The organism is Vreelandella neptunia, from assembly GCF_034479615.1.
GTDB lineage: Bacteria > Pseudomonadota > Gammaproteobacteria > Pseudomonadales > Halomonadaceae > Vreelandella > Vreelandella neptunia.
The window spans coordinates 2,218,509-2,233,873 of sequence record NZ_CP140255.1 but is presented as its reverse complement, the minus strand read 5'-3'; the positions used below and the strand labels follow the sequence as shown (position 1 = coordinate 2,233,873).

The 15,365-nt window shown below is 53.0% G+C and carries 18 protein-coding genes; 13 read left to right on the top strand and 5 right to left on the bottom strand.

Going from position 1 to position 15,365, the window contains the following annotated elements:
- Window positions 1–5 precede the first annotated feature (5 nt).
- Together msrA and SR894_RS10350 are read left to right on the top strand one after the other, a co-directional pair.
- Window positions 6–638, top strand: coding sequence for a peptide-methionine (S)-S-oxide reductase MsrA (gene msrA, locus SR894_RS10355; protein ID WP_133732508.1), 633 nt, complete (start codon window positions 6–8; stop codon window positions 636–638).
- A 49-nt stretch (window positions 639–687) separates the two neighbouring features.
- Window positions 688–1,215, top strand: coding sequence for a c-type cytochrome (locus tag SR894_RS10350; protein WP_133732507.1), 528 nt, complete (start codon window positions 688–690; stop codon window positions 1,213–1,215).
- A gap of 27 nt (window positions 1,216–1,242) precedes the next feature.
- On the opposite strand, the gene can is transcribed toward SR894_RS10350, so the two are convergent.
- Entirely contained in the window at window positions 1,243–1,890 is a 648-nt protein-coding gene (can, locus tag SR894_RS10345; protein WP_133732506.1) for a carbonate dehydratase, read from the bottom strand.
- Between the two features lie 217 nt (window positions 1,891–2,107).
- Here can and gorA point away from each other — a divergent pair, with 217 nt between their 5' ends.
- The 4 genes from gorA to SR894_RS10325 all read left to right on the top strand — a co-directional run bounded on the left by gorA (window position 2,108) and on the right by SR894_RS10325 (window position 6,139).
- Window positions 2,108–3,490 carry a glutathione-disulfide reductase gene (gene gorA, locus SR894_RS10340; RefSeq protein ID WP_133732505.1) on the top strand — a complete coding sequence of 461 codons (1,383 nt, stop codon included), beginning with the start codon at window positions 2,108–2,110 and terminating at the stop codon, window positions 3,488–3,490.
- A gap of 212 nt (window positions 3,491–3,702) precedes the next feature.
- Window positions 3,703–4,281: a diaminobutyrate acetyltransferase gene (gene ectA, locus SR894_RS10335; RefSeq protein WP_133732504.1), complete on the top strand. Its 579-nt coding sequence runs from the start codon at window positions 3,703–3,705 to the stop codon at window positions 4,279–4,281.
- 106 nt (window positions 4,282–4,387) lie between these two features.
- Complete coding sequence (gene ectB / locus SR894_RS10330) at window positions 4,388–5,656, top strand: diaminobutyrate--2-oxoglutarate transaminase (protein ID WP_133732503.1); 1,269 nt, start codon at window positions 4,388–4,390, stop codon at window positions 5,654–5,656.
- Window positions 5,657–5,749: 93 nt separating this feature from the next.
- Window positions 5,750–6,139, top strand: a complete 390-nt coding sequence (locus SR894_RS10325) for an ectoine synthase (RefSeq protein ID WP_007114243.1) — start codon at window positions 5,750–5,752, stop codon at window positions 6,137–6,139.
- A 131-nt stretch (window positions 6,140–6,270) separates the two neighbouring features.
- On the opposite strand, the gene SR894_RS10320 is transcribed toward SR894_RS10325, so the two are convergent.
- A complete protein-coding gene (locus SR894_RS10320; protein WP_133732502.1) occupies window positions 6,271–6,801 on the bottom strand; it encodes a DUF3833 domain-containing protein in 531 nt (176 codons plus the stop codon).
- 239 nt (window positions 6,802–7,040) lie between these two features.
- On the opposite strand from SR894_RS10320, the gene SR894_RS10315 reads away from it, so the two are divergent.
- From SR894_RS10315 to yidD, 6 genes are read left to right on the top strand one after another with little or no spacing between them, the layout of a single operon-like run.
- A complete protein-coding gene (locus SR894_RS10315; RefSeq protein WP_133732501.1) occupies window positions 7,041–7,877 on the top strand; it encodes an ATP-dependent zinc protease family protein in 837 nt (278 codons plus the stop codon).
- A gap of 33 nt (window positions 7,878–7,910) precedes the next feature.
- Complete coding sequence (locus SR894_RS10310) at window positions 7,911–9,434, top strand: inactive transglutaminase family protein (protein ID WP_133732500.1); 1,524 nt, start codon at window positions 7,911–7,913, stop codon at window positions 9,432–9,434.
- Window positions 9,431–10,444, top strand: coding sequence for an alpha-L-glutamate ligase-like protein (locus tag SR894_RS10305; protein WP_133732499.1), 1,014 nt, complete (start codon window positions 9,431–9,433; stop codon window positions 10,442–10,444). Before SR894_RS10310 ends, SR894_RS10305 begins: the two co-directional genes overlap by 4 nt.
- Window positions 10,445–10,486: 42 nt before the next feature.
- A complete protein-coding gene (locus SR894_RS10300; RefSeq protein WP_007114248.1) occupies window positions 10,487–10,933 on the top strand; it encodes a transcriptional repressor in 447 nt (148 codons plus the stop codon).
- A gap of 4 nt (window positions 10,934–10,937) precedes the next feature.
- On the top strand, window positions 10,938–11,408 hold the full coding sequence (hisI, locus tag SR894_RS10295; RefSeq protein WP_133732498.1) for a phosphoribosyl-AMP cyclohydrolase: 471 nt from the start codon (window positions 10,938–10,940) through the stop codon (window positions 11,406–11,408).
- A gap of 17 nt (window positions 11,409–11,425) precedes the next feature.
- Window positions 11,426–11,758: a membrane protein insertion efficiency factor YidD gene (yidD, locus tag SR894_RS10290; RefSeq protein WP_133732497.1), complete on the top strand. Its 333-nt coding sequence runs from the start codon at window positions 11,426–11,428 to the stop codon at window positions 11,756–11,758.
- Window positions 11,759–11,767: 9 nt separating this feature from the next.
- On the opposite strand, the gene SR894_RS10285 is transcribed toward yidD, so the two are convergent.
- Window positions 11,768–12,184: a SufE family protein gene (locus SR894_RS10285; protein WP_088701443.1), complete on the bottom strand. Its 417-nt coding sequence runs from the start codon at window positions 12,182–12,184 to the stop codon at window positions 11,768–11,770.
- A 66-nt stretch (window positions 12,185–12,250) separates the two neighbouring features.
- Complete coding sequence (locus SR894_RS10280; RefSeq protein WP_133732496.1) at window positions 12,251–13,414, bottom strand: tyrosine-type recombinase/integrase; 1,164 nt, start codon at window positions 13,412–13,414, stop codon at window positions 12,251–12,253.
- A 214-nt stretch (window positions 13,415–13,628) separates the two neighbouring features.
- On the opposite strand from SR894_RS10280, the gene SR894_RS10275 reads away from it, so the two are divergent.
- Entirely contained in the window at window positions 13,629–14,669 is a 1,041-nt protein-coding gene (locus tag SR894_RS10275; RefSeq protein WP_133732495.1) for a DNA-binding protein, read from the top strand.
- A 63-nt stretch (window positions 14,670–14,732) separates the two neighbouring features.
- Here the strand turns inward: SR894_RS10275 and nfuA are convergent, their stop codons facing one another.
- Entirely contained in the window at window positions 14,733–15,356 is a 624-nt protein-coding gene (nfuA, locus tag SR894_RS10270; RefSeq protein WP_133732494.1) for a Fe-S biogenesis protein NfuA, read from the bottom strand.
- Between the last annotated feature and the right edge of the window lie 9 nt (window positions 15,357–15,365).

Below are 15,365 nucleotides of genomic sequence, written 5' to 3'. Positions count from 1 at the left end.
GTGATATGTCACTATTTTCAAACGCTAGCCCAGCTTCAGGCCGTGTCCTGCCTGGACGTGATACGCCCATAGAAACCAGTCAGGTGCATACCATTAACGGGCACTCGATACATCCTCCGTTTCCCGAAGGCCACGAGGAGATCGTACTAGGCATGGGGTGTTTCTGGGGCGTTGAGCGACTGTTTTGGCAGTTGCCGGGGGTCTATGTCACTGCGGCGGGGTATGCCGGTGGTGAGACACCTAACCCCACCTATGACGAGACATGCACGGGGCGTACCGGCCATACTGAAGTAGTAAGAGTGGTTTATGACCCCCAGCAAGTGGAGTTAGAAACGCTGCTGCAGGTTTTCTGGGAACAGCATGACCCGACTCAGGGCAATCGCCAGGGTAACGACATCGGCTCCCAGTATCGCTCAGCCATTTTTACCACCAGCCAAGCGCAGCAAACGGTAGCCGAGCAGAGCGCTGCTGCCTACCAGCGGGCGCTCGACAAGGCGGGCAGAGGGGCAATCACTACGGAGATTAAGCCGCTAGAGACATTTTATTACGCAGAGGCTTACCATCAGCAGTACCTGGATAAAAACCCCCACGGCTACTGCGGCTTAAAAGGCACGGGTGTCACCTGCCCGATAGGTTAAAACGCGCACAGTAAACCTTTGACTACCGAATCATCGACAGGAAGCCATTATGCAGCAACGCCATTACCTGAAGTGGGCTTCCCCCCGCGGCACGGCAGCCAGCGCTTTAGCATTAATGCTCTGCACGCCGCTGGCTTGGGCAGGCGAGGAAACGAGCGCCCTGGCCATGCCCCAAGCCGTCAGCGACACGCCATTTGCAAGTGAGCGCGAAGCCGTGGTTTGGCGCCGAGAAGAGCTTAAAGATATTGAAAGTCTGGTGCGTCAGCTGCGCTTTGATCTAATCAATAATCAAGATCTTGAGGCTGCAATGCCGCGATTGCTCGAGTTGCAAGAGCGTGCCAGCGCGCAACGTTTGCTGCCTGCGTTTATCGAAGGCACTCACGGCAGTGGTTCTGAAGCGCGGGCTTCGATATGGGAAGAGTGGGAAGACTTTGCCGCTGGTTTTATCGATTTGGAGGGTAAGATCGCCAATTTGATAGACGTGGCAGAGCAAGAAGATACTCGAGCCACTGCCCGAGCGCTTTCAGAGGTGGGCGCGAGCTGTAAGAGCTGCCATCGTGCCTATCGCTACGACTAAGCGTAGCGGTAGGCATTGGGGGAGAGCTTAATCGCCTTGCTGGATGCGATCGATACGGTAAAGGGTTTCCACTTGTTCTAAACCATTTACGGTGCAGTTAAGATCTTTAACGCGGCCATCGCTTAACCCGTAGACCCAGCCATGCACTGAAATCTGCTGACCTCGCTGCCAAGCGCGCTGCAAAATCTTGGTGCGGCATAAACTGTTTACCTGAGCTTTCACGTTGAGCTCGCACATGCGATCGATTTGATCTTCCAGAGGGAGGTGGTCAAGCGAATTCCTGTGGTGGTTGTACTGTTCGCGCACCGAGTGCAGCCAGTAATCTACCACGCCACATTCGCCTCCCATCATGGCGGCCTTAATGCCCCCGCAACCATAGTGACCGACAACCATAATATGGCTGACTTTTAGAACATCCACCGCGAACTGAACTACCGAGAGGGCGTTCATGTCGGTGTGGTGAAGCAAGTTGGCAACGTTGCGGTGTACGAAAACTTCCCCAGGCGGGAGTGCAATAATTTGATTCGCTGGCACTCGGCTGTCGGAGCAGCCAATCCATAAATAGTCGGGGTTCTGCTGGTTCGAAAGGCGCTTGAAGTAGTCGGGGTCTTCTTCGCACATACGCTCAGCCCAGGCGCGATTATTGTCGAGTAGCGTCGCAATAGGGTCAGACATAGCGTCTCCAGAAAAGTTAAAGGGCGTTAAGTCGCTGGTAGGTAAGCGGGTTATCAAAGCCCTAGTCAGGGTGGAACTAGGCCTTGTATAGCGTAGGCCAGTACAAAATAGCAGCAGAAGGTTTTAACCTTCCCGGGTAGTCAGGTCAACCACTGCACTTGGCCAATGGGCAACCCGATATTGATTCATACGAATTCTAACTCCCCAGGAGCAAATCATGGCAGACGTTTCTGAATACGAATATGACCTTCTGGTTATTGGCGCAGGCTCTGGTGGGGTACGCGCGGCGCGTATGGCCGCGGCTACCGGCGCTAAAGTTGCGATTGCCGAGGATCGCTACCTGGGCGGAACCTGCGTTAACGTTGGCTGTGTGCCCAAGAAGCTCTACTCCTACGCTGCCCACTTCCATGACAGCTTTGATGATGCGGCAGGTTTTGGCTGGCAGCTGCCTGGCCCCGCCAGCTTCGATTGGGCCACACTGCGTGACAACAAAATAAGTGAAATCAAACGTCTAAATGGGATTTATCAGCGCATGCTGGAAGGCGCTGGAGTGACACTTTTCAACGCCCGAGCACGCCTGGCCGATGCGCACACGGTGACCTTAAGCGGTGAGCATGGCGATATATCGGTGACTGCGCAAAAAATCGTCCTCGCTACCGGTGGATGGCCCTGGGTGCCCGACTTCCCTGGCAGTGAACACGCGCTGGATTCCAATCAGATTTTTGATCTGGATACCTTTCCTAAGCGCTTTTTAGTGCTGGGCGGTGGCTATATCGCGGTGGAATTTTCGAGCATCTTCAATGGCCTGGGCAGCGAGACGCACCTTATCTACCGTGGCGAGCTGTTTTTGAAAGGCTTTGATCAACAGGTTCGCGAGTTCACCTGCGCTGAAATGGCGCGAAAGGGGGTCAACCTCCACTTCAACACTAACATCGAACGTATTGAGCCTGGACAGGACGGCTACAATGTGCACCTTACCAACGGCGATGTGCTTGAAGTCGATGTGGTGCTGGCGGCCACTGGGCGGAAAGCAAATATTCGTGACCTAGGACTTGAAGCGCTGGGATTAAGCTTGGATGACACTGGCAAAATTCCCATAAACGAGCGGTTTGAAACAGCGCTGCCTTCAGTTTTAGCGCTAGGCGACCTGATTACTGGGCCTGAATTAACGCCGGTCGCGCTGGCTGAAGCGATGCAGCTTGTCGATATTCATTTTGCCGATACGGTTCCCCAGCCGCTGGATTACAGTACGATCCCCACCGCCGTTTTTTGCCATCCTAATATCGGAACCGTAGGGCTTTCCGAAGAGGCCGCGCGGGAAAAATTCACCGATATTCGCGTGTATAGCACCGACTTTCGGGCCATGAAGCACACCCTATCAGGTAGCCAAGAGCGCACCTTAATGAAGCTGGTCGTGGACGATGCTACCGATGTAGTCGTAGGGGCCCACATGGTCGGAGATGACGCGGGTGAAATTATTCAGGGAATTGCTATCGCGGTAAGAGCTGGCCTTACCAAGCAGGACTTTGATCGCACTGTAGGCATCCACCCGACAGGAGCAGAGGAGTTCGTCACGCTGCGCACGCTGACGCGCAGATAAGTAAATCAAAAACAGCAGGCGTGCCCGTGTGGCGCGCTTTTTTTTCGGCGACATACACTATTCTAACTGTGATAGCTGTGAGTTGGGAGTGGTTGCGTCATCCGCATATAACAAAAAATTATGGAAATACAGTCGGTGAATAATATGGCTTTTGAATTGCTCATAATCAGCTGTTATAATGAACATCAAATTCGCTACAGCGAAGCATAACTATGAGTACGCCGATACAACCTTTTACTCCTTCTGCTGACCTTGCCAGGCCCACGGTGGCTGATGCCGTAGTGGGTCATGCGGAAATGCCATTGTTCATTCGCAAACCCAATGCGGATGATGGCTGGGGAGTTTATGAGCTGGTCAAAGCTTGCCCTCCGCTGGATGTGAATTCAGCCTACGCCTACCTGCTACTGGCGACTCAGTTTCGTGATACCTGCGCAGTGGCTACCAATGAAGAGGGCGAAATCGTTGGTTTTGTTTCTGGCTATGTTAAGGATAATGCTCCCGACACCTACTTTTTATGGCAAGTGGCTGTCGGTGAAAAAGCACGTGGCACAGGGCTAGCGCGACGTTTGGTCGAGGCTATTATGTCTCGCCCTGAGCTTGACGATGTTCATCATCTTGAAACCACCATCACCCCTGACAATCTCGCCTCTTGGGGCTTATTTCGTCGCTTGGCGGCACGCTGGCATGCGCCGCTCAATAGCCGCGAATACTTCTCTACCGAACAGCTCGGAGGAGAGCATGACCCGGAAAACCTGGTTCGTATCGGCCCGTTCCAAACAGACCGCATCTAATACGCCGTTTTGCTAGATACACGTATTGGGCTTACCGTTTTTCCCGCTCATGTTGCTTCGGGCCAGTAACGCCTAAAGTCAAAATGATCAATTAAGGAGGTCGCTAATGCAGACCCAGACGCTTGAACGCATGGAATCCAATGTACGTACTTATTCTCGTTCATTTCCGGTGGTGTTTACCAAAGCGCAAAATGCGCGCCTAACCGATGAGAACGGCCGTGAGTACATTGATTTCCTAGCCGGCGCGGGCACGCTGAACTACGGCCACAATAATCCGCACATGAAGCAGGCGATGATTGATTACCTGTCCACTGACGGTGTGGTTCACGGACTGGATATGTGGACCAATGCCAAGCGTGATTATCTGGAGACGCTGGAAGAAGTTATTTTCAAGCCACGAGGGCTGGATTATAAGGTTCACCTGCCTGGCCCAACCGGTACCAACGCCGTAGAGGCTGCTATCCGCTTGGCTCGTGTGGCTAAAGGTCGTCATAACATCGTTACCTTCACCAATGGCTTCCACGGGGTGACCATGGGGGCTTTGGCAACCACGGGTAATCGTAAATTCCGTGAAGCCACGGGTGGCATACCCACCCAGGGCGCTAGCTTCCTGCCTTACGATGGCTATATGGGTGAGCATACCGATACCCTGGATTATTTTGAAAAGCTGCTCAGCGACAAATCTGGCGGTTTGGATATTCCAGCGGGTGTCATCATTGAAACCGTGCAAGGCGAGGGCGGTATTAACGTTGCAGGCTTGGAGTGGTTGAAGCGTCTCGAAGGTATTTGCCGCGCCCACGATATTCTGCTGATTATTGATGATATTCAGGCAGGCTGTGGCCGTACGGGCAAGTTCTTTAGCTTCGAGCATGCGGGTATTACGCCCGACATTATCACCAACTCAAAATCGCTCTCCGGGTTTGGGCTACCATTTGCCCATGTGCTGATGCGGCCAGAGCTGGATAAATGGAAGCCGGGGCAGTATAACGGCACTTTCCGTGGTTTTAGCCTGGCGATGGTGACCGCCACCGCAGCGTTGAAAAAATACTGGACGAATGACACCTTTGAACGTGATGTTCAGCGCAAAGGGCGTATTGTAGAAGAGCGCTTCCAAAAGCTAGCGGCGCTATTGACGGAGCACGGCATGCCCGCCACTGAACGTGGACGGGGTTTAATGCGCGGTATTGACGTAGTGTCCGGTGACATTGCCGATAAAATCACCAGCAAAGCCTTTGAACACGGCCTGGTAATTGAAACCAGTGGCCAGGACGGAGAAGTGGTTAAGTGCCTGTGTCCGCTGACCATTAGCGATGAAGACCTGCTGGAAGGCTTGGATATTCTCGAAATGTGCGTCAAAACTGTTGCTAGTGAGTAATAAAGCGTTACGCTGAAATAGTCGGCTCAACAGTTTTTTAGTCAGGGATATAGCGGCTGGTAGTCGCCAGCCGCTTTGCTAAGGAGTACTCCTATGATCGTTCGTAATATTGAAGAAGCGCGTAAAACCGAGCGCCTAGTGACCGCCGAAAATGGCAATTGGGACAGTACGCGCCTGGTGTTGGCTAACGACGGTGGAAACTTTTCTTTCCATATCACACGCATTTTCGAAGGCACTGAGACACATATTCATTACAAGCATCACTATGAGTCTGTGTACTGCATCGAAGGCGAGGGCGAGGTAGAAACCCTCGCTGATGGCAAGATTTGGCCTATCAAGCCGGGTGATATCTATATCCTCGACCAGCACGATGAACATCTACTGCGTGCGCATAAAACCATGCACCTGGCATGTGTGTTTACACCGCCGATTACGGGCAACGAAGTTCACCAAGAAGACGGTTCTTATGCGCCCTCTGAATAGCTATAGCGCTTAATAAAGCGTTGCTGTATCAAGAGTGCTCAAGCAATAGAAAAAGCAGCCTGCTTATATAGTAGGCTGCTTTTTTGCAAAGTATTCGTCATTCTGTTATTAAGTGCTTCTTTAACAAGAGCTTATAGCTTTTCAAAGACGAGCGTAATTTCACCGAGTGTGAGGCCAAATTTGCGCATGGCGGTTCGATTGATCAAGCGGCCATCAGGCTGTAGGTACATCCAGTCATCCATGGTAAATGAGATCATTCGACCGTTTATGTCGATTTCTAATGGATAGCGCATGTGAAAGACATGACCGTATTGGCGTGCTTCAACTTGGCCTTCCACATCGTTGGCAGTACCCACCCAGCTATGCTCATCGATTCGCTCAAATGTCCAAACGCGTCGATCAGTTTCACCGTCTGAAAATACGAAAGATTCATCCAGTGTAAAAGTGTCATCTTCGTATCTGCCTTGGATTTCCACGGTGAAGCGACGCTGTACCTCGCCGGAGTAATCCTGCACCATGCCCCAGGCGCGGGTAGTGCCTGTAAAGTATTCGGCGATATCCAAACGAGGTTCAGAATCAGCGTAATCTTCAATATCAACACTGGCACAACCTGCTAATAGGAAGAGCAGGGTGAAAAAGCCAATACGCAGGGAGCGAATCATGGACGCATTTCCTATATGACAATGGATTTTGGTACAACTGTGGTAAAGTATTTTAATAGCATAGAGCACCGAAGCGGCTATGGCTACAGTATCTACACGGGTTCGCTTAATATATATTATGTTAAATGCAAGAAACTAAACATCTATAAATAGGTGTCCGAAAAGCTATGATGACGTTGGACACCCGCCCCCCATCTCCTTATCATTCCTCAACCTATTGTCCAAGGAAATATCTCGTTATGCGCCCAGGTGTTTTGTGGCTTATCGCTGGCTTGTCGCTTTCGATCGCAGGCTGTGCAGCAACCCAGCCGGAAACGAATCAACCGCCCCCTTTAAGCGAAGCCTCATTCAATGCCCGTATCCTGGAATTAGAGAGCCAGCTAACGCAACAATGCGATACCCGCACTGATCTACACCAACGCCAGTTTGATCAACAGCAGACATTGACCGCTGACATGCGTGAAGTAGGCAGTTTGTTGCGCCACCTCCGCCAAGACGTGCAGCAGTTGGAAGCTCGCGGTGAAGAGCCGGTCATCATTCGTGAAGAGTGTGAAATTGATGAGAGTTTGACCACTAAAACGTTATTGGGCCGCAGCGAATGGGTTGGCCTACCTAGCCTGGGTACCTACCTCAAAGCGCGAGTCGATTCAGGAGCCAACACCTCGTCCCTTTCTGCTGCTGAGATTACCCGCTTCGAGCGTGACGGTGAAGATTGGGTGCGCTTTAAGTTGGCGCTAAACGACGATGATGTGGCCGTTGAGTCACAGCGTGATAAATGGATTGAAGCGCCCATTGTGCGCCGAGTGCGTATTGTTCAAGCCTCTGGAGAAGAGTCCCGTCCCGTCATTTCTCTGCTAATGACTCTAGGGCCGATTCGTGAAAATGTCGAATTCACCCTCAATGACCGCTCTCATCTCGATTACCCGGTGCTGTTAGGACGTCGCTTTTTGATGGATATTGCGGTAATTGATGTAGCCGACACCTATTTGCATGACCGCCCCGAATTTCCTGGTGGCGAACCAGCGGATCAAGCTGCTGAAGATGAAGCAGTTGATGAAGACGATAGCGAAGAGTAACCGCTCTGACGCTTCACGAGGAAAGGAATCTCCATGTCACGGTTAATGTTTTATATTATTGTCGGCCTGTTGCTTGTCGCGGGCGTAGCGACCAGTGTGCATCGTCATGTGCAGTTTGAAATCCCGTGGCTGCCTGGTGAGCAGCGCCAGGTGTGGGAAATTGAAGCTGGTATCAACTTCAATGCCCAGGATGGCCCTGTTCAGGTCGATTTGGCGCTGCCTTCTCATCAAGCAGGCTACCGTGTACTGACGGAGAACACTGCATCGTCGGGTTATGGGCTTGCTTACCAGGCGGACGAATTAGGCCGCACCGCCCGATGGACTATTCGTGAAGCCGTGGGTAGCCAAACGTTATACTACTCGGTTCAGATGCTGGTATCCCAGGATGCGCGCTCACCGGTACAGACACCTCCTGAGGTGCCCGTTACCACACCTTGGGAAAGTCCCTATGATACGGCGGCCAGCCAGCTAATTGAGCAAGCCTGGGCGCGCAGTGCCAACAACGCCACCTTCGCTCGCGAGTTAATTCGCGATATCAACGGTGAGCGCCAGGAAGAAAATGCGCGGCTGCTGCTTTCACAGGAGAATCCTGCGGCGCTGGTAGTGCGATTACTCAACCAGGCGGGCGTACAAGCCCGTGAGGTGAGCGGCCTACTGTTAGAAGATGGGCGGCGCCGCCAGACTCTCAGCAGTTGGATTCAGGTGTTTGATGAATCAGGTGAAGAGTGGTCGATTTTTCACCCGCTAACGGGTGAGCAAGGCAAGCCCGATAACCTGTTGCTGTGGGAAACCGGCGGTCGAGCCGTACTGGAGGTTCAGGGGGGCACCAATTCTCGGGTTACCTTCTCCATGATGACCCATGATCAACCTGCTTCAGCGGCGGTGCGTAACCACTACTCTGAAGATACGCTGCTGAATTTCTCCATTCACAGCCTGCCACTGGAGGAGCAAGCGCTATTCCAAACTATCTTGCTGATTCCCATTGGTGCGTTAATGGTGGTGTTTTTGCGTGTGCTGGTGGGCATCAAAACGTCCGGTACTTTTATGCCGGTGTTGATCGCCCTCGCCTTCATTCAGACCTCCCTGCCCACGGGCTTGATTGGCTTCCTGCTTATCGTTGCCGTCGGTCTGATAATTCGTAACTATCTTTCCTACTTGAATTTATTACTGGTGGCCAGGGTCTCGGCGGTGATCATAACGGTGATTGCGATTATCTCGATCTTCACCGTATTGGCCTACCGCATGGGGCTCAGTGCTGGCTTAACGATCACCTTCTTCCCGATGATCATCCTGGCCTGGACCATCGAGCGGATGTCGATACTTTGGGAAGAGGAAGGCCCTAAGCAGGTGCTAATCCAAGGCGGCGGCAGTTTGATCACGGCCATCCTTGCCTATTTGGCGATGAATAATCCCTGGGTACGTCATATCACCTTCAACTTCCTGGGTGTTCAGTTGATATTGATGGCGTTGATCTTGCTGCTGGGCAATTACACCGGCTACCGTTTATTGGAGCTGCGCCGCTTCAAGCCAATCACTGACGATGAGAAGCCCTCATGAGTTGGCTGAAGAATTGGACGTGGCCCACGCGCTTGCGGGATAAAGGCATTATCGGCATGAATCGGCGTAATATTCGCTATATTGGCCGATATAATAGCCGCCGTCTCTATCCCCTTGTCGATGACAAGCTTAAAACCAAGCTACTGGCTCAGCAGTATGGGATTACCACACCCGAGCTGATTGGCACCGTTACAACCCAATTTGGCGTTAAGCATATTGGCGCCATGCTCACTGGGCACGCAGGCTTCGTCATCAAGCCTGCCAAGGGAAGCGGCGGCAAGGGCATTCTGGTGATTGAAAAGGTCGAAGATAACGCCTTTATCAAGCCTAGCGGTGCCAAGCTCTCTCTTACCGATATTGAGCGGCATGTATCGAATATTCTGTCCGGGCTCTACTCATTGGGTGGCTCGCCGGATGTGGCGGTGATTGAAACGCTGATTAATTTCGATGAAAGCCTGATGGATTACACCTATGAAGGGGTTCCTGATATCCGGGTTATCGTCTTCAAGGGCTATCCCGTTATGGCCATGATGCGTCTCTCTACCGCCGCGTCCGACGGCAAGGCTAATTTGCACCAAGGGGCGGTAGGCGTTGGCTTAAACATCGCCACCGGAGCTGCACTGCGTGCCGTTCAGTTTGATCGGCCCTGCTTTAGCCATCCGGATACGGGGCATGATTTGGCAAGCCTGGTCGTTCCCCAGTGGGAAACGCTGCTTAACTTGGCGGCGGGTTGTTATGAGATGACTGGTTTAGGCTACCTGGGAACCGATATGGTGCTTGACCGCAAATACGGGCCGATGCTGCTAGAGCTCAACGCTAGACCTGGTTTGGCTATTCAAATGACCAATGGCGAAGGTTTGCGCCGTCGTCTTGATCTGATTGAGCGTCAACCCGATGGAGTGCCTGCAAAACAACGAGTAGCCTTTGCTCAGCACCATTTTGCGCGACAAAGTGAGCTGGTAGACAGCGAATCGGTAGAAACCTCTGACACCTCTTCCACCGGCGCGTAGACTACTACAAAAGCTAGGCTAACAACGTTCAACGAGTTGCCCATGACCCAAGCGAGTACACTACTACAGCAGGCGGAGTCTCAGTGCCATATCCGCGGCGTTCGTTTCACTCCTATTCGCCGACGCGTGCTGGAGATGATCGCCGAAAATGGCGGCGGGCTAAAAGCCTATGACCTGCTCGATAAGCTCTCTACCGAGCATGCGGCCGCGCGACCCCCAACGGTTTATCGAGCGCTGGAGTTCTTGATTGATCAAGGTTTGGTGCATCGTATTGAGTCGCAGAACTCCTATGTGGCCTGCGCCTGCCCAGAGCATGCCCATGGTTTTCAACTACTGATTTGCCGGCACTGCGGTTATGTCGAAGAGTTGCACTTGGACGAAATCAGCGATCAACTGGCGGCACTGGCAAAACGCCAGGGCTTCAATGTTGAGCGCCAAACCATTGAGCTTCAAGGGCTTTGTCAGGATTGTCGAACAGCTAGCGAGTAAATTTATGTCCCGTTTTGATCACGTCGCGCCGGATGCGCTGTTTAAGCAACTAGAGCGAGCCACCCCCGAAGATAGTCTACCCGCTGTGACTACCCTGCTGGCCGCGGTGCGTTTTAATGCTGATGGTTTGATCCCTGCCATTGCACAGCAGCACGATACTAACGAAGTGTTGATGATGGCCTGGATGAACCGCGAGGCGCTGGAGGAGACGTTAACCACCCAGCGTGTTTGCTACTATTCACGATCGCGGGGAAAACTATGGCGTAAGGGAGAGTCGTCGGGCCAGCAGCAGCAGCTTGTCTCTGCTGCGTTGGATTGCGATGGCGATACGCTGTTGTTGCAAGTCGAACAAACGGGGCCTGCTTGCCACACCGGGCGGCGCAGCTGTTTCTATATTGCCGTGGATGGAGAGCAGGCCTCAATTACCAGTAATCCGCTGATTGATCCTGACGACCTGTACGGCAAAAAATCCTAGTTCTGCCGATGCAATCCATGACTCGTTTAATATCAGCCCTGCGTTCAGGTTCGCGCTGGGTATTGATGAAGGTGATGATTGGCTGCGTTAGAGTCTATCAATATACGCTCAGCCCCCTTTTAGGCCCGCGCTGCCGCTTCTGGCCGAGCTGTTCGTCCTACACGATTGAAGCGATTCAGGTGCATGGGCCAATAAAGGGCGGCTGGATGGCCGTTAAGCGGATCGTTAAGTGCCACCCAGGCAATCCTGGCGGCATGGATCCAGTGCCCGGTGGCCGCAGCGAACAGCTTTGTCGCGAGGATGATGAAAAGGCATCCCCGCCCTCTTGCCGTGATCATCACCCTCGCTAGCTTGTTTTCCTATTTCTGCTGCGCTACCGCGTAGATCTTCTCCAGCATGGCATGCAGACCGTTGCTTCGCGTTGGAGAAAGGTGCTTATCCAATCCCAAGTCTGTCAAAAAGTGCGGTTCGGTAGCACGGATCTCAGCGGCTGTGCGCTCGCTGTAAATGCGCAGCAACACGGCAATCAGGCCGGATACGATGGCGGCATCAGAAGTTGCCTTGAAAACCAGCTTATCGCCCTCCTCCTCATGGCGCATCCAAACGTTTGACTGGCAGCCCTGAATTTTAAATTCCTCGATCTTCCACTCTTCTGGAAAGTCAGGCAGCTGCTTACCCATATCGATAATGTACTGGTAACGATCCATCCAGTTGTCGAATATCTCGAAATCTTCGATCAGCTCTTGCTGGGCCTGTTCGGCGCCGGAAGTGCTCATGCTATTTCCTTCTCTATTGGAATTGACGACTGATGTTTTGAGTCATAGGGTTACTCATTGGGGCCATTATAACGGCTCGAAGGAGTCTTGAGGGAGGTTGTGTCCTGAAACAGTCAATCGATGGCGCTGTTGTTCGCGATGCCACTCGTTGTCTTCAGTATGGAGATAACGTGAGGTGGTATCGAGACGCGCGTGACGGGCGCTTTCGGCCAGATGGCGCAGACTGATGCCCGATTGCGCCTGGTGGGTAATCGATGTGTGCCGTAACCAGTGCGGCGTTGCCTGGCTAAGTGCAGCAATATGTTCCTGTGCGCCATCGTTATCTTTAAGTGTTTGAGCCGCCTGCTGAAACGTTGCGCAAATAAGCCGATAAAGCTGGTTATGGCCCAGGCCACGCTGTCCATCCAGAGCGCGAAGAACCGGTGCTTCAGCTTCAAACTGCTCAGGGTAGTCAGACAATCCCAGCGCATGGCGCCACTGGCGCAAACAGTCCAGCATATCGTCAGGCAGCGGAATGCGTGCCATCTTGTTTCCCTTGCCCACCACATGCCACCACCAGCGCCCTTCGCTGCGCTGGAAATCCCCCATACGCGCATCGGCTATCTCGCTAATGCGCGGTGCCAGCAAATAGGCAAAACCAAAGATAAAGCGCCGTCGTGCATGTTCAAAATGGGCACGGCTGCCCTCCCCAGCCTCTAGCGGGCTATTCAGCCACTCCCACAACCACGCCCATAAGCCACTTTCCAAATAGCGCTCGACACGCTGTGTTTGATTATTCAGGCGCCGTGATTTATCGCGCATCAAGCGAAACGGATTGTGGTTAACCCAGCCTGCTTCTACCAGCCAGGCAAACATCCCTTGCAGTATCACCAAGCTTTGGCGTCGGCTGGCGGGCGATAAACCGCCACGAAATGGCCGCCATGACGGGTGCGTACGAGATTTAGAGGGCCCTACCCACTGCTCGCTTGGCTGTGGGTCGGCGAGAAAGGCTTCAAAGCGGCGCAGGGTTTCGCGATTGATATCGGCCAGCGTTTGCCCTTGGCTAGCGAGCCAGAGCAGCAGCCGCTCCGCCTCACGTCGGTATGCTTTCCAGGTTTGTGGACTATCCACGTACTCTTCAAGCCATGCGGTCACTGCCTGGGCATCGTTTTGGGCGCTAATACGCCCGCCACTCGGCGACTCTTTCAATATCTGTAGTTGACCCGTGGGTGTAATAACTTCGTTTGCCATGCCCGCCGCCGCACTCTTTTTTAGTCGATTTTTTACATTACCTGGCTTTAAGTGTGCCGCTGTAACCGTATAAATTCAAGATAATACGGGTAATCTTGAATTAATATCTTTTTCCATAAATAAAATTACGTATTACATAATACGTAATTATTGCCTTTTGCACGACAAGTCCTGACAATAGTGGCTACAGAAGCTCTCAAGGAAGGATCATTTCATGGCCCGCAACGGCATTCAGTACAGCGATGTTCAACAAGCCATTGATGCCCTGCTGGCCCGGGGCGATACGCCCAGCGTGCAGCGTATTCGCGATGTGCTGGGTACCGGCAGCTTCACGACGATTAGTGATCACTTCCGCTTGTGGCGCAGCGAGCGGGAGCAGAATCGTGACGTGCCGCCGCCCAAGGGAGTGCCGGAAGTCGTGGTGACCATGGCCAGCGAGCTATGGCGCGAGGCCCAGGAGGTAGCGAATCAAGCGCTGCTTCACTATCGCGAAGATGCCAATCGCCAGGTTGCAGATGCGCAGCAGCTCGCCGAAGATGCAAAACAGCAAGCCGCTAACGCCGAGCAGCGTGAAAGCGCCCTCGCCGAGCACTTACGTCATATGGAGCAGCGCATGGAAGCGTTAAACCGGGAATTGGCCGCTAGCCAAACCAGCGAACATCACTGGCATCAAAAAGCTGAAACAGCGCAAGAAGAAGTAACTCAACTGAAGCAGGTACAGCAGCAGTTAGAGAGCCAGGCTGGCGAACAGCGCAAAACACATAGCAACGCCCTCAGCGAGCAACAGGCAGCGTGGGAGCAGCGGTTAGCACAAGAGGAGCAGCGTCATGAGGCAGCTGAAGGAAGGCTAATGGCGATGCTGGATAGCGCTCAGCAGGCGCGCGCCCAGGAAGAGAAGACTTTCCAAAAACGTCTGCAGCAGTCTGAGCAGCGTATTGAGGCATTGAGTCAGGAGCTAAAGGCAAAGCAGCAGGCCCTGCACACTCTGCAGCTGGAGGCTAGCCAGCGCGAACAACAGCTTGGTGAGCAGACACAGCAAATTACATCGCTGGAGAAGCAGCAACAAGTGTTAACCGAGCAGCTAGATGAGGCGAAGGCAGCATTAGATCGCCAAGCCCAGCAGCATGCCGAGCGCGAAGCTGCGCTACAGCAAGCGTGGCAAGAGAAGCTTTGGAGCCGCATGGAAGCGCTGCAAACACAGCTAACGGCGCTACCCGATGCGCTTTCAAAACACAACAGTAAGCCAGGCCAGTAATCAATCTGGAGACATAAAAAAGCCCAGCGATTGAAGCTGGGCTTTTGCCTTACCCTCGCTAATTTAGCGGTAGTAGGCGTTAGTGGTATCGCTGTGATCGGTAACGTCGCGAATACCGGCAAGCTCTGGAATGCGCTCCATCAGGGTTTTCTCAACGCCATCTTTCAGAGTTAAGTCGACTGCGGCACAGCCCTGGCAGCCACCGCCAAAGGCGAGAACGGCGTACTGCTGTTCGGTGAGCTCAACCAGTTTGATTTCGCCGCCATGAGCTGCCAGCCCAGGATTAATCTCGCTGTAAAGCACGTAATTGATACGGTCTTCCAGCGGGCTATCCGCATTGACCTTGGGCATCTTGGCGTTGGGCGCTTTGATGGTTAGCTGGCCACCCATGCGGTCGGCGTTGAAATCCACCACAGCCTCTTCCAAAAACGCCAGACTGTTTTTATCGAGAAAGACGTTGATTTTCTCGAGTTCAAGCAGCACATCGGTAGGCTCTTCTTCGCCGGGACGGCAGTAGGCTAGACACGTTTCCGCGTAGGGTGTGCCCGGCTGGGTAATGAAAATGCGTACCGCAATACCCTCAACGTTCTGCTTTTCCAGCAGTTCTGCCAAGTATTCTTGCGCACTGGTGGTAATATCAATACCTTGGGTATCGACACTGGTGTCTTTTTCGCTAGTCGTGGTCATGAGGGCTGT